Genomic DNA, 26,142 nt, shown 5'->3' with positions numbered 1-26,142 from the left:
ACTCGGTGAATCATCGAGTCTGGGCTGTTCCTCCTGGGACAGGCAGAGCTGTGGGAGCTGACCCCTTGTCAGTGCGAGAACAAGGGACCTCACGTTCCCATAAGATGTACGGTCCCGGGAAGTCATGGTGCATTCTTCAGCTCAGAACAGGAGAGAGCACTATGGCAATCCGCCTGCATGGCAGCGCCCGCACGACGCCGCGTATCCGCGCAGAACTCCAGCTAGCCACCGGATCCCATCGGTCTTTGGCCAAGCTCTATGGCCTTAACCCCAAGACCGTGGCCAAGTGGCGTGCGCGCACCTCTGTGCTCGATGAGCCCATGGGTCCCCGGGACAGAGCAAGCCAGCATCTTTCTCAAGAGCAAGAACACCTGGCAATTGCATTACGCCAGCAAGGGCATCTGTCGCTGGACGATCTCATGGGGCAGCTCCTGGAGACAGCACCCAAGCTCAGCCGCAGCGCCTTGCATCGTTGCCTGCAGCGTCACGGCATCAGCCGACAGCCCGCAACGCGGGTGCCGAGAAGGCACGGAAAGTTTGAAGAAACGACGCTGGGCTTCGTGCACATCGACAGTGCCGAAATGAAGATCTCCAGCGGCAGACAGCACATGTTTGTTGCCATAGATCGCGTCACAAAGTTCACGCATGTTGCGTTCTTTGACAGGGCCACGAAAGCCAACGCAGCGCAGTTCCTTCGGCAGGTGCTCGTGGCCTTCCCGTACCGCATACATACCGTTCTGACGGACAACGGCATGGCCTTCACAGGGCAAGAACGCTTCAGAGGCGGCGTCACCGACACATGCATCGGTCACATCTTCGAGCGTATCTGCAAGTTCAATGGAATTGAAAAACGACATACCAAGCCGTACCACCCTTGGACTAACGGCATGGTCGAGCGCATGAACCGGACCATCAAGGAATCCACGATCAATGCGTATGAGTACGAGGGCCTGGAGCAGCTACGCAAGCATGTCCAGGCATTTGTTCAAAGCTACAACTTCGGCAAGCACTTGAAAGCGCTCAGGTGGAAGACACCATTCCGTGCGATGTGCGAGGCGTGGGAAAAAGATCCAAGTCGCTTTAGACTTCATCCGCACCATCTCACTGTGGGACTGAACATCTAAGTACACCGGGGCTGAAGGCATTCCAAAATTGCACTGGGTCTTCTTAGTGATGGCTTTGGCATGTGCCGTTTCGGGCGCATATTTTTGGATATCCGATTGAAGCGGTGTCACTCCACAAGTCAATGTGCCTTGAGCTTCAATGCCGCCACGACATTTGACAAGAGCCACTGGTTCTAATGGGGCGGTTGTGGCGGTCGCTGTTCGACCCGACGCAGAGCGTGAGCTAGCCCCTGAATCAGCCCTGGCCGTGGGAAATTGAATGAACCGTCAGGCGTTACCAATTGGGAGGCGAGCCTGAGAAATTAGAAACTCCAGACGAGGCAACAGATACGAAGTCCACTCTGCCAAATCTTCTTCCGAGAAGTATCGCAACCAAGTGTCCTGGTTGGGTTGCCACCAAATTTTGCTGGGCTTGAATGCTCGTTCAAACGAGTCTCGGTGAATCTGTCCTTCATGACCTGGAAGTGCCATGAATTCGTAGATGTAGTGGCCACTAGGAGGGGGGGGGGATTCGGGAAACAATACGTGTTTCTAGGGCCAATCCCTCTACGCGACTGGAATCGTTAAGGTACCAAAGAATTCTGTCTCCTGACACAAGTTCAGCCGAAGGGCTTCTCGCCAAATTTAGGGTCAGTGAGCTACCTGACCAACTGTCCCCCCATTGACTGGGTTGAACCCAAAGGACGAGATCATCTCGGGTGAACGCGCAACTGTAGCCAGCGCGTTTGCGCCAACCATGTTGAGTAAACCATGGGCCAAGGAGCTTTCTCATATGGCGGTGCACATCCTTTGCCTTTACATACGAGCGCATCGGTTCTCCCTTATGGCGTTTAAATAAAACGAGTAAACAACCCAATAGTATTATTCACTTGGTTCAATATAAATCGGGGCATGGCAATGGTCGGGGGTGGTTGCTTCTGGCCGACCGCCGCCATAAGAAAAGGCTTTGCAAAACGCAAAGCCTTTTCACTTCATAGAGGCGCTATCCGACTCAACGCCAGTACTGGCATTTGCTTTCTGCCTTGGTCGTCCAGATCTGCTCGGCAGGCAGCTTCTTGATGATCTTGTAGTAGTCCCAGGTGCCTTTGGACTCTGCCGGCGACTTGACCTGCATCAGGTACATATCGTGCACATAGCGGCCGTCTTCGCGGATATAGCCCTGGCCGAAGAAGTCGTCGATCTTGGTGCTCTTCAAGGTGACCATGACCTTGTCGGCATCGAGTGTGCCGGCTTTTTCCACGGCCTTGAGGTAGTTCATGGTGGCCGAGTAGTCGGCGGCCTGGATCTCGCTGGGGCGGCGCTGGGTCTTGGCCATGAAGGCGTCGGCAAACTTGCGCGAGCCATCGTTCATGTCCCAGTACCAGGGGGCGGTGAACTGCATGCCTTCGGTGTTCTTCAGGCCCAGGCTGTGGATGTCGCTGAAGAAGACCAGCAGGCCGGCCAGCTTCATGTTCTTGGTGACGCCGAACTCCTTGGCTGCCTTGATGGAGTTGATGGTGTCTCCGCCGGCATTGGCCAGGCCCAGAATCTGCGCCTTGCTGTTCTGGGCCTGCAGCATGAAGCTAGAGAAGTCGCTGGCGTTGAGTGGCGTCTTGACCGAGCCCAGCACCTTGCCGCCGCGCGCTTCGATGATCTTGCTGGTGTCGGCTTCCAGGGCGTGGCCGAAGGCATAGTCGGCCGTCACAAAGAACCAGCTCTTGCCGCCCGTGTCCACCACGGCACCGCCCGTGCCCTTGGCCAGGGCCACGGTATCGAAGGCGTAGTGCACGGTATAGGGGCTGCATTGCTCGTTGGTCAGCGCCGAGCTGCCCGCACCGTTGTCGATAAAGACGCGTTTTTTCTCCTGCGCGACCTTGGCCATGGCCAGGGCCGTGGCGGAGTTGGTGCCGCCGAACACCAGGCTGATGCCTTGCGTGTCTATCCATTCGCGGGCCTTGCTGGCCGCGATATCGGCCTTGTTCTGGTGGTCGGCCGTCAGCAGCTCGATGGGCTTGCCCAGTACCTTGCCGCCAAAGTCGTCAATCGCCATCTGTATGGCAACGGCACCGTTCTTGCCTTCCACGTCGGCATAAAGGCTGGACATGTCGGTGATGAAGCCGATCTTGACTTTTTCCTGTGCCATGGCGGGAGCCGCGAAGGCCGCCGTCAGGGCGAGAGCCAGCAGGCAAGCAGTGGGCGCAGACTGGGACAAGCGATGCATGGAGTCTCCTGAAAATTATGAGAAATGTGGAGAGAGCGTGCAGTGTCCGGTCGGCGGGTGGCCGCCGTCGCTGCATCGCAGCAAACATGCTAGGGGCGGCCCATGCGTCTGGCATCGGGGCAAGCACTTGCGGGAAATCCCAAGGGACATGCCTGATTTAATAGCTTCTATCGCTTGCTGTTAATTGATTTCGAATGGATTGATTGCTGAAATCAATGAACGAAAGGCGCAAGGTGCTTTTATTCTGATAGCGGTTGCAGCGAGATACCCGCAGCAGCCATGCCGCGCCAGCGCCATAAAAAAAGCAGCCGGTAGGCTGCTTTAGTAGATGTTTTGGCAGGGATTGCACCTGGCGTTTCAGGCTATGCCGTGCGGGGCGCGCGAATCGCGGTCTTGGGGCGGAAGGCCTTGCAGATCTCGTCATGGGTCTCGAGATAGGGGCCGCCGATCAGGTCGATGCAATAGGGCACGGCGGCAAAAATGCCGTTGACCTTGGATTGGCCGTCCACGTCCTTGAGGCCTTCCAGCGTCTCGGCAATCGCCTTGGGCTGGCCCGGCAGATTGATGATCAGGCTGCTGCCGCGTATCACCGCCACCTGGCGCGAGAGGATGGCCGTGGGCACAAAGGCCAGGCTGATCTGGCGCATCTGCTCGCCAAAGCCCGGCATTTCCTTGTGGGCCACGGCCAGGGTGGCCTCGGGCGTCACATCGCGCAGCGCGGGGCCGGTGCCGCCGGTGGTCAGCACCAGACTGCAGCCCGCATCGACCAGCTCGATCAGTGCCGCGCTGATGCCGGCCTGCTCGTCGGGAATCAGGCGTGGCTCGAACTGGATGGGGTTTTTGAGCGCGCGGCTCAGCCAGTCCTGCAGCGCGGGCAGGCCCTTGTCTTCATAGACGCCGCTGCTGGCGCGGTCGCTGATGGAGACAATGCCGATCTTCACGGCATCGTGAAGATATACGGGCGCATCACTCATCGCCGTCATCCTCGGCGGCCGCATCGGCCTTGCCGGCCTTATCGGTGCTCGCCAGTTGCTCACGCACCAGCTGGAACAGGTCGCGGTAGGCGCGGCCCTTGCTGACTTCCTTGGGCTCGGTATCGGGGCCGGCGGCAGCCGCCGCTGCGGCGGCTTGTTCCTTGGCTTTCTCGATGTCCTTGCGCGACTGGCGGATCAGCGAGCGCAGCTGCTGCACATCGGTGCCGGGGAAATGCTCGAGCCAGATGGACAGGGCCGCTTCCTCGACGATCAGGCGGTCGCGCCATTGCTCGGCTACCTGCAGCGACATTTTTTCGCCGGCCGAGCCATTGCGCTGCTCGTCCAGCGCCTGCTTCACGGCTGCGACCTGCTCAGGCGTCAGCTTGCGCATGAGCTTGCCGACATATTGCATCTGGCGGCGCTTGCCTTCGAAGTTGGTGATGCGCTTGGCCTCGGCCAGCGCGTCGATCAGTTGGTCGGACAGCTGCAGGCGCTTGAAGAGGTCGCTGCGCAGCGTCATCAGCTCCTTGCCCAGATCCTGCAGCGCATCGCTTTCGCGCTTGAGGTCGGTCTTGGTGGAGTCGTAAGTGCCTTTGAGTTCGGCCTTCAGCTCAAGGTCCAGCTCGCTGCCTTCGGCAACGAACTTACCGCGAACAAAATAGCCTTTTGTAGGTTTGCGTGACATGGTAAGGGGGCAATATCGGTGGCAGCGCAGAGCGCACTGCAGTGGCGGCTATCATATCCGCCGCTATGAAAAAACCTCGCTCCAGCAATACAAGCACTTCCAGTGCACAGGCCCAATCCGCGCCGCAGGCCGGTTTCAGCTTCAGCCAAGCCTTTTTTGAGGGGCTGGTGGACCAGGCTCTGCAGCATGCCAAGAAGCTGGGGGCGACGGACGCAGGCGCCGAGGCTTCCGAGGGCTGCGGCCTGTCGGTCAGCGTGCGCAAGGGCCAGCTGGAGACCGTGGAACGCAACCGCGACAAGTCGCTGGGTGTGACCGTCTATCTGGGCCAGCGCCGGGGCAATGCCAGCACCTCGGACTTCTCCGAGGCCGCCATCAAGCAGACCGTGCAGGCGGCCTACGACATCGCCCGCTTCACGGCCGAAGACCCGTTTGCCCGCCTGCCCGACAGCGCCGATATCGCGCTGCCCGGCACGCACCGTGATCTGGATCTGTTCCATCCCTGGGATATCACCAGCGAAGCCGCTGCAGAGATGGCGCTGCGCTGCGAGGAGGCCGCCTTCAAGACCCACCGCCGCGTGAGCAACAGCGAAGGTGCGGGCGTGTCGGCCCAGCAAAGCCATTTCTTCACGGCCCATACCAACGGCTTTCGCGGCGGTTATGCGAGCTCGCGCCACAGCATGTCGGTGGCGCCCATCGCCAAGCTGCCCGGCAAGAATGGCGAGATGCAGCGCGATTACTGGTACAGCTCCATGCGCAACGCGGCCGATCTGGCCTCGCCAGAGGCCGTGGGCCGCTACGCGGCAGAGCGCACGCTGAGCCGTCTGGGCAGCCGCAAGATTCCGACCACCGAATGCCCGGTGCTGTTCGAGTCTCCGCTGGCCGCCGGCCTGCTGGGCAGCTTTGTGCAGGCCGTCAGCGGCAGCGCGCTGTATCGCAAGAGCACCTTTTTGCTCGACTCCATGGGCAAGCCCATCTTCCCCAAGCACATCGATGTCGAGGAAGACCCCTTCGTCCTGGGCGGCAAGGGCAGCTCGCCCTTTGACGAAGAGGGCGTGCGCGTGCAGGCCCGCAAGGTGGTCGATGCTGGTCGCGTGGAAGGCTATTTCCTCTCCAGCTACTCGGCGCGCAAGCTGGGCATGAAGACCACGGGCAATGCCGGCGGCTCGCACAATCTGGTCATGACTTCGCGCCGCACCAAGACGGGCGACGATCTGGATGCCATGCTCAAGAAGCTGGGCACGGGCCTGTTTGTGGTCGAGCTGATGGGCCAGGGCGTGAACTATGTGACCGGCGACTATTCGCGCGGCGCCAGCGGCTTCTGGGTGGAGAACGGCGAAATCGCCTTCCCCGTCGATGAAATCACCATCGCCGGCAATATGAAGGACATGTTCAAGGGCATAGAGGCCATCGGGGCCGATGCCTATAACTACGGTGCCAAGACCGTGGGCTCCATCCTCATCAATCGCATGAAGGTGGCGGGCAGCTAAAGCCTGCGCTTCCATGAAAAAGCAGCCCTCGGGCTGCTTTTTTGTTACCTGGACAAAGCCTCAGTGCTCTTCGGCGGCCTGAACAATGCAGGCCGAGAGCTTTTCAAAATGTGCGTGCGCCGCCTCGCTGAGCTCGATCTGCTTGCGCCGCGCATCTTCGGTATCGGCCAGCAGAATCCAGCCTTTCTGGCGCATGGATTTGAGACGGGTGTGAATCGTGGCCGGCGAGCTCAGCTCGCGCTGAGCCATGAGGTCGCGCACGCAAAGACGTTCCTGGCGCGTTCCGGCATTGGCAATCTGCTCCAGCAGGCGCTCTTCCAGAGGGTCCAGGGCGGGCAATGTGGGCAGGCCGCGGATAGTCTCGGCCAGCTGCAGAAAGCGTAGATAGATATCGGCAGACAAAGACTTTTTCATTGTGGCAAAGAGAGGAGATGCGCCGTTTCCCGGGCGAGAGAGATAACCGGCGCCGATAATACTGCGCGTGCGACGATCGATACCAATGAAAAATATTTTCACGCCATTTGCAATGGCCGTGGTTACGGCCTTGCTATTTGTATTGATGCTGGTTGTGAACGAGTGGATGTTCGCCTCTCTGATATTCACCCAGGGTGCCAACTGGATTTATCTGCCCGCGGGCGTGCGTCTGCTGTGCACCTTGCTGTTTGCCGAGGCCGGCGCTGCGGGGCTATTCATAGGCGCCTGGCTGACCGGCTTTTTCTATTTTTTTCCAGGTGACGGGTGGCGTTCGTTTTCGGGTGCCATCGTGGCCACGCTCGCGCCCTATGGCATGTATTGCGTGGCTCGCCGATATATGGGCCTGAGCCGCTCCCTGGCCAGCCTCACGCCCAAGCGCTTGCTCTGGCTGGGTCTGATCTATGCGCTGGCCAATGGCTCCGTATACCAGGCCTGGATGGTCTTCAGGGGGCAGGGCATGGACCTGGAGCGTTTTCTCGTGACCATATGGGGGGACTTCAGCGGAACCCTGATCGTGCTCTATGCGTTCAAGGCGGTGCTGATGCTGCTGCCCGGGCCCGGTGATCGTCATGGGCTCAAATAGGTCCGGCTGCCGGGGCCAGGACTTGATTTCTCACTTGCAACAACGGTCGGAGCCATGACTTCAGCATCCTCGCCTGCTTCCGGCATGAGCCGGGCGGACTGGTTCAGCGCCATCATCGTCATCGTGGTCTGGGGACTCAATTTCGTGGTCATGAAGTGGGGTCTGGCCACGCTGTCGCCTCTGCTGCTGTGCGCACTGCGCTTTGCTGCGGCATCGCTGCCTTTGCTGCTGTTCGTGCGTCCGCCGCGCAATCTGTCCTGGGGCCTGCTGGCGGCCTATGGGCTGGTGCAGGGCGTGGGGCAGTTCGGGCTGCTGTTCACAGGCATGAAACTGGGCATGCCGGCGGGCATGGCTTCCGTGGTGCTGCAGACCCAGGCCTTCATCACCATGTTGCTGGCAGCCGTGTTTCTGCACGAGAAGCCGCAGCGCTGGCAGTGGATAGGCTTGCTGATCGCCATTGCGGGCCTGGTGCTGATCGGCGCGGCCCATGGCAACGGGGCTGCGGGCATGACCCTGATCGGTTTTGTGCTGACCGTGGGAGCTGCCGCCATGTGGGCCGGCTCCAATCTGCTGACGCGCCTGGCCGCGCGGCAGGGCTCTTATGAGCCCGCGTCCTTTATCGTCTGGACCAGCGTGTTTCCCATTATTCCGCTGCTGCTGCTGTCCTGGTGGCTGGAGGGTGGCGCAGCCATGGTTTCCCAGCTCAGCCTTATAGGCTGGCGCGAGCTGGGCGTGATTGCCTATCTGGCCCTGCTGTCCACTCTGCTGGGCTATGGCCTGTGGACGCGTTTGCTGCAGCGCTATGCGGCCAGCACCGTGGCGCCGCTGTCCCTACTGGTGCCGGTGATAGGCCTGCTGTCGGCCATGCTGCTGCTGGGCGAATTCCCCTCGGGGCTGCAATGGCTGGGCACGCTGGGCGTGCTGCTGGGCATGGTGGTCAACCAGTTCGGCGGCCGCTGGATGCGGCGCTGAAGACGGAGGGGCTTTCAGCGCCCGCGCTGGTCCTGGCGCTGCTGCTTGCGCAAGGTGTAGAGATACAGACTCTCGGTCTTCTCGCGTGCCCAGGGCGTCTTGCGCAGGAACTTGAGGCTGGAGCCGATGCTGGGGTTGACGCTGAAGCAGCGCAGGGGAATGCACTCGCTCAGACCATCCCAGCCGTAGTAGTCCACGAGTTCGGTGACGATGCGCTCCAGCGTGATGCCGTGCAGAGGATTGCGCGGTTGCTCCAAGGTATTCATGCCCCGATTGTCGTTCCATGCCCGTGCGAAGGCGGCTTGCGGGGTTTTGTCGGGGTTCATGAGAAACACGCTTGAATATGCGGTTAAGCCAATGCAGTCAAGCGCTGTCAGCTATTGAAAAAAGAGCTGCTGCAATGGGCCTGTGCGCGATTTTCCTAGACATCAAAGGCCGGATGAAAGTTCACCGTAGCCTGCAGGTATATGGGCGCTTCGCCATCGAGTCGCTGGGCCATGAAGTACCCGGCTGGTAGGCCTGGCACGCTCAACTGGTGCTGGTGGTGAAAGCCAAAACGCGTGTAGTAGTCGGGCTCGCCGAGCACCACCACGCCTTCCACGTCCAGTGCCTTGAGCTGCTCCAGCCCTTGCCGAATCAGCCGGCTGCCAATGCCCTGGCCCTGGCGCGCCGGAGCGACGGAGACCGGCGCCATCACCAGCCAGGTCCCGGGGCTGACGGATGCTGTTTCGAGGTCGACAGGAGAGAACGCGATATGACCGACGATATCTTCTCCATCCTGGGCCACCAGCGAGAGACTGAGGGCGCCAGCATCGCGCAGGCCTTGCACGATCCGGTGCTCGGTCGTGCCCTTGGCCGGGTCCTGGTGGGGATGGTTGTGAAAGGCGGCGAGTATCAGCGCTGCTATGGCCTGTGTGTCCTGCGCGGTTTCGGGGCCGATATTCATATGCGGATGATGCCGGTAAATCCGGTCTTGAAGCTGAATGCCGTGGTTGCAATGGCCGATCAGCTCAGGGTTCTGGTCAAGGCCCTGGCGGCTTCGTGCAGGCGCGGTACCTTCTCTATGGCCTGGGCCAGCGTCATGCGAGCCACGGGCGCCTGCAGCGCCACGGCGCAGCGCACATGGCGCCCATCGCCGCCGAACACGGGCACGGCGGCGCAGACCAGACCGTCCACAAACTCCTCTGCATCTACGGCATAGCCCACCTTGCGTATGCGCACGAACTCGTCCTCCAGCGCGGAGTTGCTGGTCAGCGTGGTGGCGGTGTAGCGCGCCAGCGGCAGGCTGCCCAGCAGTTCGGCACGCTGGCGCTGCGTCATATGGGCCAGGATGAGCTTGCCGCTGGCCGAGCAATGCACGGGCACGCGCGTGCCGGGGCGCAGATTGAGCTGCAGCGGAAAAGCGGATTCGATGCGGTTCAGATACACCACCTCCACGCCCGAGAGCATGGTGAGATTGCAGCTCTCGCCGATGTCGGCCACCAACTGGCGCAACACGGCATGACGCACGCCGTGCTGGGCGCTACCGGCCAGCGTGGCTTCGGCCAGGCGCAGCAGGCGCGGGGCCAGCGCGTAGCGGCGGCCGTCGGGCTCGCGGGTCAGCAGGCCGCCGCTTTCGAGCTGCAGCAGCAGCCGGTGCACACTGGGCTTGTGCCAGCCGCTGGCGGCAACGGCCTCGGCCAGCGTCAGCGGCCGTGCCTCGCGGGCCAGGATTTCCAGCAGGCCGAACAGGCGCAGGCCGGGGGAAAGCGGAGCTTCTTGCATAAATCTCAGAACCCGAGACGAATCAAGAAAATTTTCCGAGATTTTTCCGGGTTCTCATAGAGTGAAGATGCGCAAAGCCTGTTTTCCTGCGCGTGCCGACGAATACATAAGACAAAAACCATGATGGAGACAGACACCATGAGAAGCAGCAGCCATACGGCACCGGCTCCCACGGCGGCGGCCCAGGCCAGGGGAGCCGCTGAACTGGCCCAACTGCCCACCGAGCAGATGATTGCGCTGATCGGTGCCGGGCCGTCCGGTCTGGCCGGGGCGCGCAATCTGCAGAAACTGGGCATTGCCTTCCAGGGCTTCGAGGCCTATACCGATGTGGGCGGGCTTTGGAACATCGCCAATCCGCGTTCCACGGTCTACGAATCGGCCCATCTGATATCGAGCAAGCGCACAACCGAGTTCACCGAATTCCCCATGGCCGACGATGTGGCCGACTACCCCAGCCACCGCGAGCTGTGCCGCTATTTCGCGGCCTTTGCCGAGCGCTTCGATCTGCGCCGCCATTTCCGCTTCGGCGTGCGCGTGGAAAGTGTGGAGCCCGTGCAGCCCGGCGATCCGCTCACGCCCTGGCGCGTGGGCATCCGCAATGCGGCGGGCAAGCTGGAGAGCGCCGTCTACAAGGGCGTGGTGATTGCCAACGGCACGCTGGCCGAGCCCAATATGCCGCGCTTCGAGGGGCAGTTCGCGGGTGAGCTGCTGCACACCAGCCAGTACAAGAGCGCCGAGCAGTTCAAGGGCAAGCGCGTGCTCATCATCGGCGCAGGCAACTCGGGCTGCGATATCGCGGTCGATGCCGTGCACTACGCGCAAAGCGTGGACATTTCCGTGCGTCGCGGCTACTACTTCGTGCCCAAGTATGTCTTCGGCAGGCCTGCGGATACGCTGGGCGGCAAGAAGCCGCTGCCGCGCTGGCTCAAGCAGAGGCTGGACGCCACCGTGCTCCAGTGGTTCACGGGCGACCCCACGCGCTTCGGCTTTCCCAGGCCGAACTACAAGATGTACGAGTCCCACCCCATCGTGAACTCGCTGATCCTGCACCACCTGGGCCATGGCGACATCCATGTGAAGGCCGACATCGTGCGCTTCGACGGCCATGCCGTGCACTTCAAGGACGGTAGCCAGCAGGACTACGACCTGGTGCTGGCCGCCACCGGCTACACGCTGCACTATCCCTTCATAGACCGCGACCACCTGAACTGGCAGGGCATGGCGCCGCAGCTGTATCTGAACATCTTTGCGCCGCGTTACAAGCGCCTGGCCGTGCTGGGCATGATCGAGGCCAGCGGCATCGGCTGGCAGGGCCGCTACGAGCAGGCCGAGCTGGTGGCGCGCTACTTCAAGGGGCTGGACGGCAACACGCCCGCCGCTCAACGCCTGCAGGCCGCCATGGCAGGCCCGGCCCCCGACCTGACGGGCGGCTACCGCTACCTGCAGCTGGAACGCATGGCTTACTACGTGCACAAGGACACCTACCGCAACGCCGTGCGGCAGGCCGCCGCCACTCTGGCTTGAAGGGAGTTGCCATGCTGCCTGTGGACGAAATACGGCTGAACTTCAACCCCGCATCGCTGATGCTGCTCAACGCAGTGCTGGCCTTTCTGATGTTCGGCATCGCGCTCGATACCAGGATGGAGGACTTTCGTCGCGTGGCGCGCATGCCCTGGGCCATGGCCGTGGGCGTAGCCGCGCAGTTCGCGGTGCTGCCCGCCGTGACCTTCGCGCTCACGCTGCTGCTGGGCGTGGGGCCCAGCATCGCCCTGGGCATGATCCTCGTGGCCTGCTGCCCGCCGGGCAATATCTCCAACATCCTCACCCACCGGGCCAAGGGCAATGTGGCGCTGTCGGTGTCGATGACGGCGATTTCCAACGCGCTCTCCATCGTGCTTATGCCGCTGAACTTCGCCTTCTGGGGCGGGCTGCACCCCACGGCGTCGGCCCTGCTCAAGACGATTGCGCTCGATCCGCTGGAGATGCTGGGCCATATCCTCATCATCATCGGCCTGCCCTTCGTGCTGGGCCTGTGGTGCGCGCACCAATTTCCGAGTGCCACGCGCAAGGTGACCAAACCCGTGCGCATCGTGAGCTTTCTGGCGCTCATTGGCTTCATCGTCGGCGCCATTGCCGGCAACTGGCGCTTTTTCCTCGACTACGTGGGCCTGGTGCTGCTGGCCGTGGCGCTGCACGATGCGATGGCCTTCGCGACCGGCTATCTGTGTGCCCGCGCCACCGGCCTGCAGGACTACGAGCGCCGTGCCGTGACCATGGAGGTGGGCATTCGCAACGCGGGGCTGGGCCTGGTGCTGACCTTCAGCTTTTTTGGCGGCCTGGGCGGCATGGCCGTGGTGGCCGGGGTCTGGGGCTTCTGGGACATCATCGCGGGCCTGGTGCTGGCCAGTGCCTGGGGCCGGAGGGCGCCCCAGGGGGCACCAGCGCTGAAGGGGCAGGCGGCATGAGCCAGATCGTTTCCATCACCTCGTTCCTGGAACCTGCGCGGCGCGTGCTGGTGACGGGCGCGGACGGATTCCTGGGCCGCAGCGTGGTCCAGGCCCTGGGCCAGCGCGTTGCCACCACCACCGTGGCGCTGGACGTGCGCACCGTGCCGCAGGAGCGGCGGGTGGCGGGTGTTCACTATGCATCCATGGACGTGCGCGACCCGGCCCTGGGCCGGATGCTGCAGGAGCACCGCATTGACACCGTGGTGCACCTGGCCTCCATCGTCACGCCCGGCAAGCACAGCAACCGGGCACTGGAGTACGACGTGGACGTCAACGGCACGCGCAACGTGCTGAACGCCTGCGTGGCGCAGGGCGTGCGCCATGTGGTCGTGTCCTCCAGCGGCGCGGCCTATGGCTACCACGCCGACAACCCCGCCTGGATCGAGGAGCACCACGCGCTGCGCGGCAACCCGGCCTTCGCCTATTCCGACCACAAGCGGCTGGTGGAGGAAATGCTGGAAGAGTGGCGCGGCACCCATCCGCGGCTGGCGCAGACCGTGCTGCGCATAGGCACCATCCTGGGCGAGCGCGTGGACAACCAGATCACGGCCTTGTTCGAAAAGCCACGCCTGCTGGCCATTCGCGGCAGCGACAGCCCGTTTGTCTTCATCTGGGACCAGGACGTGACCGGGGCCATGCTGCACGCGCTCAGCGGTGCCGCACCCGGCTGCTACAACCTTGCGGGCGACGGTGCGTTGACCATCCACGAGATCGCCGCGCGCCTGGGCAAGACCACGCTGGATCTGCCCGCCAGCCTGCTGCGCAGCGCGCTGTTCATCGGCGCCCGCCTGGGCGTGAGCCGCTACGGGCCCGAGCAGCTGGACTTTCTGCGCTACCGGCCCGTGCTGCTCAACGCCGCGCTCAAGCGCTGGGGCTATGTGCCGCGCAAGACCAGCGCCGAGGCCTTCGACGCCTTCGTGGCAGCGCGCCAGGCCCAGGGCCGGGGTCTGGCCCGGGGCGCGGCCGGCTGAGCGAGCCTAAGATGAACTCCCTGCTTGTCATGCTGGGAGTGACGGATATGGCGAAATTGGCATGGATTCTCTGATCACGGCGGCGGCCCGCGCGCTGGCTGCCGGAGACCCATTTGGCGCGCTGAACCGGATTGCCTTGCGTGGCGATGCTCCTGCATTGGCGCTGCGCGGTATTGCCATGGCACAACTCGGTGATCTGGTGCGGGCCAGGGCCCTGGTGCGCAGCGCAGCCCAAGCCTTCGGTGCCCGGGAGGCCGTGTCTCGCGCCCGCTGCGTGGTGGCCGAGGCCGAGATTGCGCTGGCCCTGCGCGATCTGGCCTGGCCGGCCCGCAGGCTGGACGCGGCGCGCGCCACGCTCGAAGTGCATGGCGATCAGGTGAATGCCGCTCATGCACGCTATCTCGAGATCCGCCACTGCCTGCTGGTGGGGCGCCTGGGCGAAGCCGCACGCCTGCTCGATGGGCTGCAGCCAGGACTGCTGCCGCCGGCTTTGAGAGCAATTCACGAGCTGGCCATGGCCGGCATCGCTATGCGGCGACTCGATACCCGGGCCGCGCGTGCAGCGCTGGAATTGGCGGCGCAGGCCGCAGACAGCGCGGGCATCGCGGCACTGGCGACCGAGGTGGAGCGTGCGGTGGACGCCCTGAATGCGCCTGCGGCACGACTGCTGCAGAAAGAACAGGCCGAACGCTTGCTGGCGCTGGACGAGGTCGAAACCTTGTTTGCGTCGGACATGCTGGTGGTCGATGCCTGTCGCCACGCGGTGAGAGCTGGAGAGGTAGTGCTCTCGCTGGCGGGCCGTCCGGTGCTGTTTGCGCTGGTGCGCGTGTTGGGCGAAGCCTGGCCGAGTGATGTGTCGCGCGATGCCCTGGCGGCCAAGGTGTTTAGGGCCCGACAGGCCGACGAGTCCTACCGGGCACGTCTGCGTGTCGAGCTGGGGCGGCTGCGGCGGCTGCTGCGTCCGCTGGCCGAGGTGCGAGCCACTTCGCAGGGCTTTGCACTGCTGCCTCACCGTGGGTCCGTAGCCGTGCTGGAGCGGCCCGTGAGGAGCGCGCATGGTGCGGTGCTGGCTCTGCTGTCCGATGGCGAGTCTTGGGCCAGTTCGGCTTTGGCTTTGGCGCTGGATGCCAGTCAGCGCAGCGTGCAAAGAGCGCTGGATGCGCTGGCAGCCGAAGGCCTGGCGCAACCCGTGGGGCGCGGGCGCGCGCGCCGCTGGATGAGCCGGCCCCTGACGGGATTCGCGACGACTTTGTTACTCCCTGCTGCGCTGCCAGGTGACTAGCATGGGCTGACCACATCACTCAGGAGTTCAACATGAAAGCAGCTAACGCAGAAGTCATCCGCGAGTACGGGCCCTTTCCCGGTATCACGCATGTGCATGGCGTGTCCTACGATGGCTGCCGGGTCTGGTTTGCCACCGGAGAGCAGGTACAGGCCCTGGACCCCGAAAGCGGCCAGATCGTACGTAGCATCGATGTACAGGGCGATGCCGGTACAGCCTTTGACGGCAGGCATCTGTTCCAGATTGCCGAGAGCCGTATCCAGAAGATAGACCCGGCAACCAGCCGCGTGCTGGCCACGATACCGGCGCCCGGAGGCGGCAGCGACTCGGGCCTGGCCTGGGCCGAGGGTTCGTTGTGGGTGGGCCAGTACCAACAGCGCAAGATTCACCAGATCGATCCCGAGACCGGGGCGGTGCTGCGCACGATTGATTCGAACCGTTTCGTCACCGGCGTCACCTGGGTGGACGGAGAACTCTGGCACGGTACCTGGGAGGAAGACCAGAGCGATCTGCGGCGCATAGACCCGCATAGCGGCGCGGTGCTGGAGCGGCTGGAGATGCCGGCAGGTACCGGTGTCTCTGGGTTGGAGTCCGATGGCGGTGATCGCTTCTTCTGCGGCGGCGGGGCCAGCGGCAAGCTCAGGGCCGTGCGCCGCCCGGCACGGGCAAAGTAATTCAGAGCGGCCGCACCAGCTCCGCCACACCGGCCCAGGGCTCGCTGGCGAAGGAGCTGGCCAGGTGCTCTATCAGGGCCTGTACGCGAGCGGGGCGGTTGCGGCCCGGCGGAGTCAGTATGTGCAGCGCGATGGGATCCACCAGCCAGTCCTCCATCACCGCTTCCAGCGCGCCTGTCTGCAGCTGCTGCCAGACCAGAAAGGCCGGCTGCAGTGCCACGCCCAGTCCGGCCAGCAGTGCAGGGGTCAGCGCCTCTGCATTGTTGGCCTGCATCTGCACGGCCATGGACTGGGTGAACTCGCCATGTCGAGCATGCCGGAAGCGCCAGTGCGTGCCGCTGCGCTGGTAGCTGTACTGCAAGGCCTTGTGCTGGGCCAGATCGCTGGGGTGGCGAGGCCTGCCGTGGCGCTCGAAATACGCGGGCGAGCCCACGAGCACGATCTGCACCTTGCATAGCTGGCGCGCCAGCAGGCTCGAGTCTTCGAGGTTGGCCAGGCGCAGGGCCATATCAAAACGATCGCCCACCAGGTCCACCTGCTGGTCGTTGAAGTGCACGTCCAGCTCCACGTCGGGGTGGGCCTGCAGAAAGCCGGGCAGCGCCGGCGCCAGCCGCGCAATGCCAAAGGACATGGGGGCGGACAGCCGTATCACGCCACGCAGGCTGATGGATTGCTCGGCCACCTCGGCTTCCACGGCCTGGCCTTCCTCGAGGATGCGCGATGCGCGCTCCAGTGCCGCATGGCCGTTGCCCGTCAGTGATAGACGGCGCGAGGTGCGGTGGAACAGCGTGGTCTTCATGCGCGCTTCCAGCCGCGAAATGGCTTTGGACACCGTGGCCTGGGACAGAGAAAACTCGGCCGCGGTGCGCGCAAAGGAGCCGGTTTCCGCGACCTTGGCAAAGATCGCCCACGCTTCCAGGTCTGGCAATTTGTTCATGGCATTGGCCACTCAGGGATGTTGAAACACCCCTGCAATATGCCAGTGCATGCATGGCTTGCGCATGCCAAAAACGGAAAGCATGGAATTCCATTTCTTGTCTTCTCAGCGCGATTCGCTGTTCCTAGACTGGCTTCATCGTCATCAACGAGCCCGCAGGAGAAGACCATGATCGAACGCCGTCCTCTGGAAAGCCTGGGCACTGCCCACCACGGCTGGCTCGACGCCAGGCACCATTTCTCCTTTGCCGAATACCACGACCCAGAGCGCCTGCACTGGGGCGCGCTGCGGGTGTGGAACGACGACACCATCGAGCCAGGTTCGGGCTTCCCGCCGCACCAGCATGCGGATATGGAAATCATCACCTATGTGCGCGAAGGCGCCATCACCCACCGCGACAACCTGGGCAACCAAGGCCGTACGGTGGCCGGCGACGTGCAGGTCATGAGCGCGGGCACGGGTATACGTCACTCCGAATTCAATCTTGAGCCCGGCGTCACGCGCATCTTCCAGATCTGGCTCCTGCCCAGCCGCCATGGCGAGTTGCCGGCCTGGGGCACCAAACCCTTTCCCAAACATGACCGTGCAGGTCATTTCGTGACCTTGGCCAGCGGCGACGACAGCGACGAGGATGCCCTGCCGATCCGCGCCGATGCCCGCGTGCTGGGCGCCACGCTCAAGGCCGGAGAGAGCACCGAGTACCAGTTTGCCCAAGGCGATCGTTATGGCTATCTGGTGCTGGCCGCAGGCCGTGCCGAAGTCAACGGCGTGGCGCTGGATGCGCGCGACGGCGCGGCCGTACACGCCGAAAAAAGCTTGCGCATCACCGCGAGCGAAGACACCGAGATCGTGCTGGTCGATGCCGGCGCGGTGCATTGAGTTTCCCCTCCCTGTTTCCCTTCACCCACCCCAACCACGGAGTTCACCATGTCCCATCGCAACTACACCGAAGTCCTGACTCCCCAGAACAGCCAGATCATCTTCATCGACCAGCAGCCCCAGATGGCTTTCGGCGTGCAGTCCATCGACCGTCAGGTGTTGAAGAACAACGTCGTGGGCCTGGCCAAGGCGGCCAAGGTCTTTGACATCCCGACCACCATCACCACGGTGGAAACCGAGGGCTTCTCGGGCCACACCTATCCCGAACTGCTGGGCGTGTTTCCCGAGAACAAGCTGCTTGAGCGCTCCTCGATGAACTCCTGGGACGATCAGAACGTGCGTGATGCGCTGGCCGTCCATGCGGCCCAGGGCCGCAAGAAGATCGTGGTGTCGGGCCTGTGGACCGAGGTCTGCAATCTGGGTTTTGCGCTGTCGTGCATGCATGACACCGACTACGAGATCTATATGGTGGCCGATGCCTCGGGCGGCACCTCGCTGGACGCGCACAACTACGCCATGGACCGCATGGTGCAGGCCGGCGTGGTGCCCGTGACCTGGCAACAGGTGCTGCTGGAATGGCAGCGCGACTGGGCACGCAAGAGCACTTACGACGCGGTGATGAACATCGTGCGCGAGCACTCGGGCGCCTATGGCATGGGCGTGGACTATGCCTACACCATGGTGCACAAGGCTCCCGAGCGCGTGCAGCACGGCCAGCGCATCGGCCCCAATCCCGCTAAATAAAACGACACCCCCCTGAGGCGCTGCGCCTAGGCGGCCCCGCGCCTTCCCCCCCGCTCTCACTTTGCTGAGCAAAGTGGGCAGGGGGACGCCACCGGCGCGGCGGGGCGGCCCTTGCTCGGCTGCTCTGGCTTGGGGCGCGCCGGTTTTATGCGGCGCGGGTGATGCGCAGCATCGTTGAGAACTGAGATCGTGAAAACCATCAAGGAGATGACGCCATGAAGCTCTATGCACTGTCTCTGGGGGCCGGCCTTTTGGTCGGCATCATCTACAGCCTGCTGAGCGTGCGCTCGCCGGCACCGCCGCTGGTGGCCCTGGTAGGCCTGCTGGGCATTCTGGTGGGCGAGCAGGTCATTCCCGTGGGCAAGCAGTTGCTCGGCGGCAGCGCGTTCAGCATCGCTTGCAGCGAGACCCGGGCTACAGCCTCTGTGCTGGGTCAGTTGCCGGGTCGGCAATCCGACAAACCGGCAGAAAAAGAGCAGGCATGACCGTGCCGCTCTGGTACCGGCATTCCATGAAAGAAAACGCATGACATCCCGCCGAGACATCCTGGGCGCCGCGACAACGCTGGCACTGGGTAGCTTATTGGGGCGCAACGCCTCCGCAGCCGATCACCAAGGAACATCTGCCATGACCGATCCCCATCCCGACGCCATTTTTTTCAACGGCCAGATCACCACGCTGGACCGCAGCAAACCCGTGGCCAGTGCCGTGGCCGTCAAGGCCGGCCGCTTTGTCGCCGTCGGTGACGACCAGGAAGTCCTGGCGCTGGCGGGCGACAGGACCCGACGCATCGACCTCAAGCGCAAGAGCGTGCTGCCCGGCCTGTTCGACAACCACACCCATGTGGTGCGCGGCGGCCTGAACTACAACATGGAGTTGCGCTGGGACGGGGTGCGCTCGCTGGCCGATGCGCTGGACATGCTCAAGCGCCAGGTAGCCATTACCCCGGCGCCGCAATGGGTGCGTGTGGTGGGGGGCTTTACCGAGCACCAGTTCGTCGAGAAGCGGCTGCCCACGCTGGAAGAGATCAACGCCATCGCGCCCGATACGCCGGTGTTCCTGCTGCATCTGTACGACCGCGCGCTGCTCAACGCCGCCGCGCTGCGCGCCGTGGGCTATACCAAGGACACGCAAGCGCCCCCGGGCGGCGAGATCGTGCGCGATGCAGGCGGCAACCCTACCGGTTTGCTGCTGGCCAAGCCCAATGCCACCATCCTCTATGCGACCCTGGCCAAGGGCCCCAAGCTGCCGCTGGATTACCAGATCAACTCCACGCGCCATTTCATGCGCGAGCTCAACCGCCTGGGCGTGACCGGCGTGATCGATGCGGGCGGCGGCTTCCAGAACTATCCCGAAGACTACGAGGTGATCCAGAAGCTGGCCGACGCCAACCAGATCACCGTGCGCCTGGCCTACAACCTGTTCACGCAAAAGCCCAAGCAGGAGAAGGAGGACTTTCTGAACTGGACCCGATCGGTCAAGTACAAGCAGGGCGACGATTACTTCCGCCACAACGGCGCGGGTGAGATGCTGGTGTATTCGGCCGCCGACTTCGAGGACTTTCGCGTGGAGCGCCCGGACATGCCGCCGCAGATGGAGGGTGAACTTGAAGAAGTGGTGCGCGTGCTGGTGCAGAACAAGTGGCCCTGGCGCTTGCATGCGACCTATGACGAAACCATATCGCGTGCTCTCGATGTGTTCGAGAAGGTCAACCGCGACACGCCTTTGAGCGGAATCCACTGGTTCTTCGACCATGCCGAGACCATCTCCGACAAGTCCATAGACCGCATCGCGGCGCTGGGCGGCGGCATTGCCGTGCAGCACCGCATGGCTTACCAGGGCGAGTACTTCATCGAGCGCTACGGCGCCCGTGCGGCCGAGGCCACGCCGCCCGTCAAGCGCATTCTGGAAAAAGGCGTCAAGGTCTCGGCCGGCACCGACGCCACGCGCGTCGCCTCCTACAACCCCTGGGTGTCGCTGTCGTGGATGATCACCGGCAAGACCGTGGGCGGCACGCAGATGTACCCGCAGCGCAATCTGCTGGATCGCGAGACGGCCCTGCGCATGTGGACGGAAAACGTGGCCTGGTTCAGCAACGAGGAAGGTCAGAGGGGCCGGATTTCGGTAGGCCAGCTCGCCGACTTCATCGTGCCGAGCAAGGACTTCTTCAAGGTGCCCGAGGACGAGATTTCGTTCCTCACATCGCACCTCACGGTGGTCGGCGGCCGCGTGGTCTATGGCGAGGGCGAGTTTGCCCAACATGACAACAACCCGCTGCCGCCCGCCATGCCTGATTGGTCGCCCACGCGATTGTTCGGCGGCTATGCGGCCTGGGGCGAGCCGGACGGTGCAGGCAAGAACTCGCTTAGCCCGACCCGCTATCGCAGCATGGCAGCGGCTTGCGGCTGCGGCACGAGCTGCGGCATGCACGGTCACAGCCATGCCGATGCCTGGGCATCGAACGTGCCGGCCTCCGACCCCAAGAGCTTCTTCGGCGCGCTGGGCTGCTCCTGCTGGATGGCTTGACATTGACGCTCCCCTGAGCTGCTGCGCGGGAGGGGGACGACACCCTCGCTGCGGGGCAGCGGGGCCGCCTAGACCCTTGCTCGGTGTCCCTGGCTTGGTCTGCGCCAGTTTTTAGGCTCAGGAGCTCGGATTGCAAGTGTTATGGGAGAGAGATGATGACTGCTTCCAATTCCGGTTTTTCGGCGCGCCTGGACGCCCTGGCGCGCCCCATCTTCGGCAGCGCCGCCATGCGCTTTGTCGCCTACCTGGGCCTGTGCGCGGCCTATTTGCAGGGTGGGCTGGTCAAGCTCGGTGACTTTCCTGGCTCCATCGCAGAGATGCAGCACTTCGGACTTGCGCCGGCTCCCTTGTTTGCGGTGCTGGTGATAGTCTTGGAGCTGGGCGCTTCGGTGCTGATCCTCAGCGGGCGGATGCGCTGGCTGGGCGCGCTGGCACTGGCGGGATTCACCTTGCTGGCCACGTTGCTGGCATTGCGCTTTTGGGAGCTGCCTGCGGGGCAGCAGCGCTTTATGGCGGCCAATTCGTTCTTTGAGCATCTGGGCCTGGTCGGGGGCTTTCTGCTCGTGGCCTGGCTGGACCTGCGGGATAAGGAGGCTTTATGACGGCTGCCAACAATGCAGCGCCGCTGGCAGGGCAGACGCCCGGCCTTTGGGCGCAGTGCCGCGCGCCTGTGCTGCTGACCATCGTGGGTGGCGCCATAGACACGATTGGCTTTATCGCCTTGCTGGGTTTTTTCACGGCCCATGTGACCGGCAACCTGGTGCTGGCTGGCGCCGCTTTCGTCAAGGGCGGTGCCGGCCTGTGGATCAAGCTGGGCGCGATCCCGCTGTTCATTGCCACGGTCATGATGACCAAGATGTGGATAGACCGTTGCAGCCCATCTTCCAAGACCCTGGGTTGGCTGTTCGTGGCCGAGGCCTTGTTTCTCAGCGGCTTCATGGTCGCGGGCCTGCAACTGCAGCCGTTTCGCGACCCCAATGCCGGCGCGCTGGCGCTGACCGGCGGCCTGGGCCTGATGGCCCTGGCCATACGCAACACGGCCAGCAAGACGCTGATCAAGCACATCAGCCCCAGCACCATGATGACGGGCAATACCACGCAGCTTGGCATCGATCTGTCGAACTACTTGCGCCAGCCTGGTCGCGAGCAGGGCCAGGCCCTGCTCAAGAGCGGCAGCGTGGTGGGCGGCTTTGTGCTGGGTGCTTTCCTGGGGGCGGTGCTTTATATGCACTTCGGTTTCTGGAGCGTGCTGCCCTTCATGCTGGCCGTGCTGTATCTGGCCAGCCTGTCCTTTCGCCGGCAGTTCATCTGACGCAGGCCATGGCCATGAACAAGAGCCGGCTCGAATCCTTCAGCGATGGCGTCATTTCGGTGAGCCTGACGCTGATGCTCTACCAGATCCAGCTGCCGGCCGAGTTCACCTGGAGCGGGCTGTGGAAGGAGGCGCACAACTTCTTCGGCTATGTGCTGAGCTTCATCTATGTCGGCATCTACTGGAACAACCATCACCATCTGTTCCAGATGGTGCGGGGCATCAACGGCCGCATCATGTGGGCCAATCTGAACCTGCTGTTCTGGCTGACCATGATTCCCATCACCACCACCTGGGCCGGCAAGTCGGGACTGTTGGCGCTGCCCACTGCGCTTTACGCCGGGGTGCTGTTCATGTGCGCGCTCTCCTACTGGATATTGGAGCGCGTCATCATCGCCTCGGAGGGCGGGCACTCGGTGCTCGCCAGCACTTTGGGCAAGGACCTGAAGGGAAAGATTTCCCTGCCCGTATATGCCCTGGCCATCGTCGTGAGCTTCTACAGCACCGTGGCCGCATTTTCCATTTTCACGGCCATGGCTGCGCTGTGGTTTCTGCCCGATTCGCGCATCGAAAAATACATGGCGCAGCAGGACGGCAAGCAGCCCTGAGCGCCTTATTCCTGGAGCCTCCATGCCCGAAACCCGTACCACTCCCGCTGTCTTGAGTCATCTTCTGGGCTTCAATGCCGGTTATGTGGACACGGCCGGCTTTCTGGCACTCAACGGCCTGTTTGCCGCGCATGTGACAGGCAACTTCGTCACCTTGGGTGCGGCTCTGATCCACGGCAGCGCGGGCGCTGTCTCCAAGCTGCTGGCGCTGCCCGTGTTCTGCGTGGCTGTGGTGTTGACACGCTTGGCCAGCAACGCACTGGCAGCGCGGCAGCAGGCACCCATGCGCAGCCTGATCGCGGCCCAGGTACTGCTGCTGGCGCTGGCGGCGGCGCTGATGCTGGGCTTTGGCCCGTTCGCTGACAGCGACCGGTTGCCCGCGTTTGCGGCCGGCATGCTGATGGTATGTGCCATGGCCGTGCAGAACGGCATGCAGCGCATGCACTTGCCGCAATTGCCGCCGTCCACCCTGATGACGGGCAATACCACCCAGGTCATGATCGATCTGGCCGACCTGCTCAAGGGGCTGCAAGGTGATGAACGCGGTGCGGCCACGGGGCGGCTGCGCAAGATGCTGCCCGCCATTGCCAGCTTTGCCGCGGGCTGCGCGCTGGCGGCGCTGGCCTATGTGGCCCTGGGTATGTGGTGTTTTGTGCTGCCGCCCGTGGTGGCCGCGTGGACGGCGCTTGTCAGCTGGAGGGAGCGCAACGACCGCACGACGAGATGAATTTTGGGTATGCGTTTTTCAGCGTGACGCCGCTGCGTTTTGAGCGTCAATCCCTAGGAGAAGTCATCATGGCCAAGGTACTGGTTCTTTATCACTCGGTGTATGGGCACATTGAAACCATGGCGTATGCCGTGGCGGAAGGTGTTCGTGAAGCCGGGGCGGATGTTGTCGTCAAACGGGTTCCCGAGCTGGTTCCGGAGGAAATTGCAAGGAAGTCGGGCTACAAGCTGGATCAGCCCGCGCCGATCGCGACGGTGCAGGAACTGCCCGAATACGATGCCATCATCTTCGGCACCGGCACGCGCTACGGGAATATGTCGTCGCAGATGAAGAACTTCATCGATCAGACGGGTGCCCTATGGGCCAGCGGTGCGCTGGTGGGCAAGGTCGGCTCCGTGTTCGCATCCAGCGCCACCCAGCATGGCGGCCAGGAGTCCACCATCCTCACCTTCCACCCGGTACTCCTGCATCTGGGCTTTGTGGTGGTCGGCCTACCCTATGCCTTCCAGGGGCAGATGGGGGTGGATGAGGTGATGGGCAATTCACCCTATGGCGCTTCGACCATCGCTGCGGGTGACGGCTCGCGCAAGCCCAGCGCGGTGGAGCTTGCAGGCGCGCGCTATCAAGGCAAATATGTTGCGCAGATCGCCACGAAGCTAAAAGGCTGAGCTCGTACCGGGCAAGGCCGACCTGGGGATCGCCGGCCCTTGTATGTGCTGTGCATGCAAGGGGCAGCAGATTGCATATGTCCCGGTTCTTGCGGCTAGGCGATGGTCTGTAGCAGCTTTGCGGAGATTTCGTGGACTACCAGCCTCAGCTGGCAACGCTTGCCGGCATTCTTCTTCTGGCCTGCGCCAGTCCCGGCCCCGACTTTGTGGCAGTCACCTCGCATGCGCTCCATGAGCGGCGAGCGGGCGTATTCGTGGGCCTGGGCATCGCCTGTGCCGTGACGCTGTGGGCGGTTGTGGCCATTCTGGGTTTCGGCCTGCTCATCAAGGAGATGTTCTGGCTCTATGAAATCATCCGCATGGCGGGCGCCATCTATCTAAGTTATCTGGGGATGCGCATGTTGATGGCCGCATTCAAGAAGGCGCCCGGCGATGCCGAGGTTTCCCAGGTGTCCTGCGGCAGTGCGGGCCAGGCCTGGCGGCGCGGTTTGCTGGTGGGCTTGACCAACCCCAAGACCGCGACTTTCTTTGCCACCTTGTTCGTGACCTTGTTACCCGTTGGTGCGCCCGCCTGGGTCTATCTGGCCGTGGTGGGCCTGGTGGGCGGCATCACCGCTCTGTGGATGGGCTTGCTGGCGGTGTTTTTCTCGGTAGGCGGCGTGCGATCCGTCTACAGGCGCATGCGCCGTCCCATCGACGCGCTGATGGGCGCCGCTCTGGTCGGCCTTGGCCTGCGTATGGCGACAAGCCGATGAGAAAGGCAGCGCTATTGCACTGCACTATTTCGCATGAAAATGGCTGATAGCGCTTGAGTCTCAAGCGCTGGAAGCTATCAAGATGGAAGCGTCAACCCTGGGCGATCAGCGCCGCCACGGCCTCGCCCATCTCGGTGGTATTGGCCGACCCGCCCAGGTCGGGCGTGCGTGGTCCGGTCTTGATGACTTCTTCGATGGCGGCAACCATGGCGTCGTGCGCGGCGCGCCACTCGCCCTGGCTGTGGCCCAGAAAGTCCAGCATCAGCGCGCCCGACCAGATCATGGCGATGGGGTTGGCGATGTTCTTGCCATAGATGTCGGGAGCCGAGCCGTGCACGGGCTCGAACAGGCTGGGGAAGCTGCGTTCGGGGTTGAGGTTGGCCGAGGGAGCCAGGCCTATGGTGCCCGTGGTGGCGGGGCCCAGGTCGGAGAGGATGTCTCCGAACAGATTGGTGGCGGCCACCACGTCGAAGCGGCCCGGCTGCAGCACAAAGCGCGCGGTCAGGATGTCGATATGCTGCTTGTCCAGCGCGACCTCGGGGTAGTGCTGGTGCATGGCATCGGCCTGCTTGTCCCACCAGGGCATGCTGATGGCGATGCCGTTGCTCTTGGTGGCCAGCGTTACATGCTTGCGGTCGCGGCTGCGAGCCAGGTCGAAGGCGAACTTGAGCAGGCGCTCGGCGCCCTTGCGCGAGTAGACCGATTCCTGAATCACGATCTCGCGGTCCGTGCCCTCAAACATGATGCCGCCCAGCGAGGTGTACTCGCCCTCGGTGTTCTCGCGCACCACGTAGTAGTCGATATCGCCGGGCTTGCGGCCGGCCAGTGGGCAGGGTACGCCCTCGAACAGGCGCACGGGGCGCAGATTGATGTACTGATCGAACTCGCGGCGGAACTTGAGCAGCGAGCCCCACAGCGAGACATGGTCGGGCACGGTGGCGGGCCAGCCCACGGCGCCGAAGAAGATGGCGTCCATGCCCGAGAGTTGCTGCTTCCAGTCGTCCGGCATCATCTGGCCGTGCTGGGCGTAATAGTCACAGTGCGCCCAGTCAAAGTGATGGAACTCCAGCGGCAGGCTGAAACGGCGGGCTGCGGCTTCGAGTGCGCGCAGACCTTCGGGCATGACTTCACGACCGATACCGTCACCAGCAATGACGGCAATTTTCTTGGGCAGGGGCATGGCGGTTTCTCGCAGAAAGGGGGGGGCGGTGATGGACTGCTTGTCAGCCCGCGATGCGGCTATTTTGCAGTGCCTTGAGCTGCATACAATTGCCAGATCGTGGCCTGAT

28 protein-coding genes are annotated in these 26,142 nt (G+C 63.2%); 19 read left to right on the top strand and 9 right to left on the bottom strand.

Going from position 1 to position 26,142, the window contains the following annotated elements; translation table 11 throughout:
• The first annotated feature begins 161 nt into the window (after positions 1-161).
• A complete protein-coding gene (locus QMY55_RS17340; protein ID WP_283485394.1) occupies positions 162-1,124 on the top strand; it encodes an IS481 family transposase in 963 nt (320 codons plus the stop codon).
• A 991-nt stretch (positions 1,125-2,115) separates the two neighbouring features.
• Here the strand turns inward: QMY55_RS17340 and QMY55_RS17335 are convergent.
• The 3 genes from QMY55_RS17335 to yjgA form a co-directional block, all read right to left on the bottom strand.
• Positions 2,116-3,324 carry an ABC transporter substrate-binding protein gene (locus QMY55_RS17335; protein ID WP_283485393.1) on the bottom strand — a complete coding sequence of 403 codons (1,209 nt, stop codon included), beginning with the start codon at positions 3,322-3,324 and terminating at the stop codon, positions 2,116-2,118.
• A gap of 362 nt (positions 3,325-3,686) precedes the next feature.
• The gene (gene mog, locus QMY55_RS17330) at positions 3,687-4,298 is read right to left on the bottom strand and encodes a molybdopterin adenylyltransferase (RefSeq protein WP_283485392.1); all 612 of its coding nucleotides are present in this window, start codon (positions 4,296-4,298) and stop codon (positions 3,687-3,689) included.
• Complete coding sequence (yjgA, locus tag QMY55_RS17325; RefSeq protein WP_283485391.1) at positions 4,291-4,983, bottom strand: ribosome biogenesis factor YjgA; 693 nt, start codon at positions 4,981-4,983, stop codon at positions 4,291-4,293. The genes mog and yjgA overlap by 8 nt, the downstream gene beginning before the upstream one ends.
• Positions 4,984-5,048: 65 nt before the next feature.
• Here yjgA and pmbA point away from each other — a divergent pair, with 65 nt between their 5' ends.
• Positions 5,049-6,470: a metalloprotease PmbA gene (gene pmbA, locus QMY55_RS17320; protein WP_283485390.1), complete on the top strand. Its 1,422-nt coding sequence runs from the start codon at positions 5,049-5,051 to the stop codon at positions 6,468-6,470.
• Positions 6,471-6,530: 60 nt separating this feature from the next.
• Here the strand turns inward: pmbA and QMY55_RS17315 are convergent, their stop codons facing one another.
• A complete protein-coding gene (locus tag QMY55_RS17315; protein ID WP_283485389.1) occupies positions 6,531-6,884 on the bottom strand; it encodes a helix-turn-helix domain-containing protein in 354 nt (117 codons plus the stop codon).
• 85 nt (positions 6,885-6,969) lie between these two features.
• On the opposite strand from QMY55_RS17315, the gene QMY55_RS17310 reads away from it, so the two are divergent.
• Together QMY55_RS17310 and QMY55_RS17305 are read left to right on the top strand one after the other, a co-directional pair.
• Positions 6,970-7,527 (top strand): hypothetical protein, encoded by a 558-nt coding sequence (locus QMY55_RS17310; RefSeq protein WP_283485388.1) that lies wholly within the window; start codon positions 6,970-6,972, stop codon positions 7,525-7,527.
• A gap of 84 nt (positions 7,528-7,611) precedes the next feature.
• Positions 7,612-8,499 (top strand): EamA family transporter, encoded by an 888-nt coding sequence (locus QMY55_RS17305; RefSeq protein WP_413966083.1) that lies wholly within the window; start codon positions 7,612-7,614, stop codon positions 8,497-8,499.
• 14 nt (positions 8,500-8,513) lie between these two features.
• On the opposite strand, the gene QMY55_RS17300 is transcribed toward QMY55_RS17305, so the two are convergent.
• From QMY55_RS17300 to QMY55_RS17290, 3 genes are all read right to left on the bottom strand, one after another.
• Positions 8,514-8,765, bottom strand: coding sequence for a VF530 family protein (locus QMY55_RS17300; RefSeq protein ID WP_283489000.1), 252 nt, complete (start codon positions 8,763-8,765; stop codon positions 8,514-8,516).
• Between the two features lie 155 nt (positions 8,766-8,920).
• Positions 8,921-9,445: a GNAT family N-acetyltransferase gene (locus QMY55_RS17295; protein ID WP_283485386.1), complete on the bottom strand. Its 525-nt coding sequence runs from the start codon at positions 9,443-9,445 to the stop codon at positions 8,921-8,923.
• A 59-nt stretch (positions 9,446-9,504) separates the two neighbouring features.
• A complete protein-coding gene (locus tag QMY55_RS17290; RefSeq protein WP_283485385.1) occupies positions 9,505-10,263 on the bottom strand; it encodes an IclR family transcriptional regulator in 759 nt (252 codons plus the stop codon).
• A 138-nt stretch (positions 10,264-10,401) separates the two neighbouring features.
• On the opposite strand from QMY55_RS17290, the gene QMY55_RS17285 reads away from it, so the two are divergent.
• From QMY55_RS17285 to QMY55_RS17265, 5 genes are all read left to right on the top strand, one after another.
• A complete protein-coding gene (locus tag QMY55_RS17285) occupies positions 10,402-11,787 on the top strand; it encodes a flavin-containing monooxygenase (protein WP_283485384.1) in 1,386 nt (461 codons plus the stop codon).
• A gap of 11 nt (positions 11,788-11,798) precedes the next feature.
• Positions 11,799-12,728 (top strand): bile acid:sodium symporter family protein, encoded by a 930-nt coding sequence (locus QMY55_RS17280; protein WP_283485383.1) that lies wholly within the window; start codon positions 11,799-11,801, stop codon positions 12,726-12,728.
• On the top strand, positions 12,725-13,741 hold the full coding sequence (locus QMY55_RS17275; RefSeq protein ID WP_283485382.1) for an SDR family oxidoreductase: 1,017 nt from the start codon (positions 12,725-12,727) through the stop codon (positions 13,739-13,741). Before QMY55_RS17280 ends, QMY55_RS17275 begins: the two co-directional genes overlap by 4 nt.
• Before the next feature lie 61 nt (positions 13,742-13,802).
• Positions 13,803-15,023, top strand: coding sequence for a helix-turn-helix domain-containing protein (locus tag QMY55_RS17270; protein WP_283485381.1), 1,221 nt, complete (start codon positions 13,803-13,805; stop codon positions 15,021-15,023).
• 32 nt (positions 15,024-15,055) lie between these two features.
• Complete coding sequence (locus QMY55_RS17265) at positions 15,056-15,697, top strand: Vgb family protein (RefSeq protein WP_283485380.1); 642 nt, start codon at positions 15,056-15,058, stop codon at positions 15,695-15,697.
• 1 nt (position 15,698) lies between these two features.
• On the opposite strand, the gene QMY55_RS17260 is transcribed toward QMY55_RS17265, so the two are convergent.
• Positions 15,699-16,634, bottom strand: a complete 936-nt coding sequence (locus tag QMY55_RS17260) for a LysR family transcriptional regulator (protein WP_283485379.1) — start codon at positions 16,632-16,634, stop codon at positions 15,699-15,701.
• A gap of 168 nt (positions 16,635-16,802) precedes the next feature.
• Between QMY55_RS17260 and QMY55_RS17255 the strand changes: the two genes are divergently transcribed.
• From QMY55_RS17255 to QMY55_RS17210, 10 genes are all read left to right on the top strand, one after another.
• Positions 16,803-17,513, top strand: coding sequence for a pirin family protein (locus tag QMY55_RS17255; protein ID WP_283485378.1), 711 nt, complete (start codon positions 16,803-16,805; stop codon positions 17,511-17,513).
• A 48-nt stretch (positions 17,514-17,561) separates the two neighbouring features.
• Positions 17,562-18,257, top strand: coding sequence for a hydrolase (locus QMY55_RS17250; protein WP_283485377.1), 696 nt, complete (start codon positions 17,562-17,564; stop codon positions 18,255-18,257).
• Between the two features lie 215 nt (positions 18,258-18,472).
• Positions 18,473-18,742 carry a XapX domain-containing protein gene (locus QMY55_RS17245; RefSeq protein ID WP_283485376.1) on the top strand — a complete coding sequence of 90 codons (270 nt, stop codon included), beginning with the start codon at positions 18,473-18,475 and terminating at the stop codon, positions 18,740-18,742.
• A 142-nt stretch (positions 18,743-18,884) separates the two neighbouring features.
• Complete coding sequence (locus tag QMY55_RS17240; RefSeq protein WP_283488999.1) at positions 18,885-20,783, top strand: amidohydrolase; 1,899 nt, start codon at positions 18,885-18,887, stop codon at positions 20,781-20,783.
• A gap of 152 nt (positions 20,784-20,935) precedes the next feature.
• Positions 20,936-21,385, top strand: a complete 450-nt coding sequence (locus QMY55_RS17235) for a DoxX family protein (protein ID WP_407650533.1) — start codon at positions 20,936-20,938, stop codon at positions 21,383-21,385.
• Complete coding sequence (locus QMY55_RS17230; RefSeq protein ID WP_283485375.1) at positions 21,382-22,095, top strand: YoaK family protein; 714 nt, start codon at positions 21,382-21,384, stop codon at positions 22,093-22,095. Before QMY55_RS17235 ends, QMY55_RS17230 begins: the two co-directional genes overlap by 4 nt.
• A gap of 14 nt (positions 22,096-22,109) precedes the next feature.
• A complete protein-coding gene (locus tag QMY55_RS17225) occupies positions 22,110-22,703 on the top strand; it encodes a TMEM175 family protein (protein WP_283485374.1) in 594 nt (197 codons plus the stop codon).
• Positions 22,704-22,725: 22 nt separating this feature from the next.
• Entirely contained in the window at positions 22,726-23,430 is a 705-nt protein-coding gene (locus tag QMY55_RS17220) for a YoaK family protein (protein WP_283485373.1), read from the top strand.
• A 68-nt stretch (positions 23,431-23,498) separates the two neighbouring features.
• Positions 23,499-24,098, top strand: a complete 600-nt coding sequence (wrbA, locus tag QMY55_RS17215) for an NAD(P)H:quinone oxidoreductase (protein ID WP_283485372.1) — start codon at positions 23,499-23,501, stop codon at positions 24,096-24,098.
• A gap of 131 nt (positions 24,099-24,229) precedes the next feature.
• Entirely contained in the window at positions 24,230-24,853 is a 624-nt protein-coding gene (locus tag QMY55_RS17210; protein WP_283485371.1) for a LysE family translocator, read from the top strand.
• 91 nt (positions 24,854-24,944) lie between these two features.
• Here QMY55_RS17210 and QMY55_RS17205 read toward each other — a convergent pair whose 3' ends face one another.
• Positions 24,945-26,033 carry a tartrate dehydrogenase gene (locus QMY55_RS17205; protein ID WP_283485370.1) on the bottom strand — a complete coding sequence of 363 codons (1,089 nt, stop codon included), beginning with the start codon at positions 26,031-26,033 and terminating at the stop codon, positions 24,945-24,947.
• Positions 26,034-26,142: the final 109 nt, after the last annotated feature.

Origin of the sequence: Comamonas resistens, from assembly GCF_030064165.1 — a bacterium.
Lineage (GTDB): Bacteria > Pseudomonadota > Gammaproteobacteria > Burkholderiales > Burkholderiaceae_C > Comamonas > Comamonas resistens.
The sequence above is the reverse complement of the archived record's forward strand: the minus strand, read 5'-3'. Positions and strand labels throughout refer to the sequence as shown.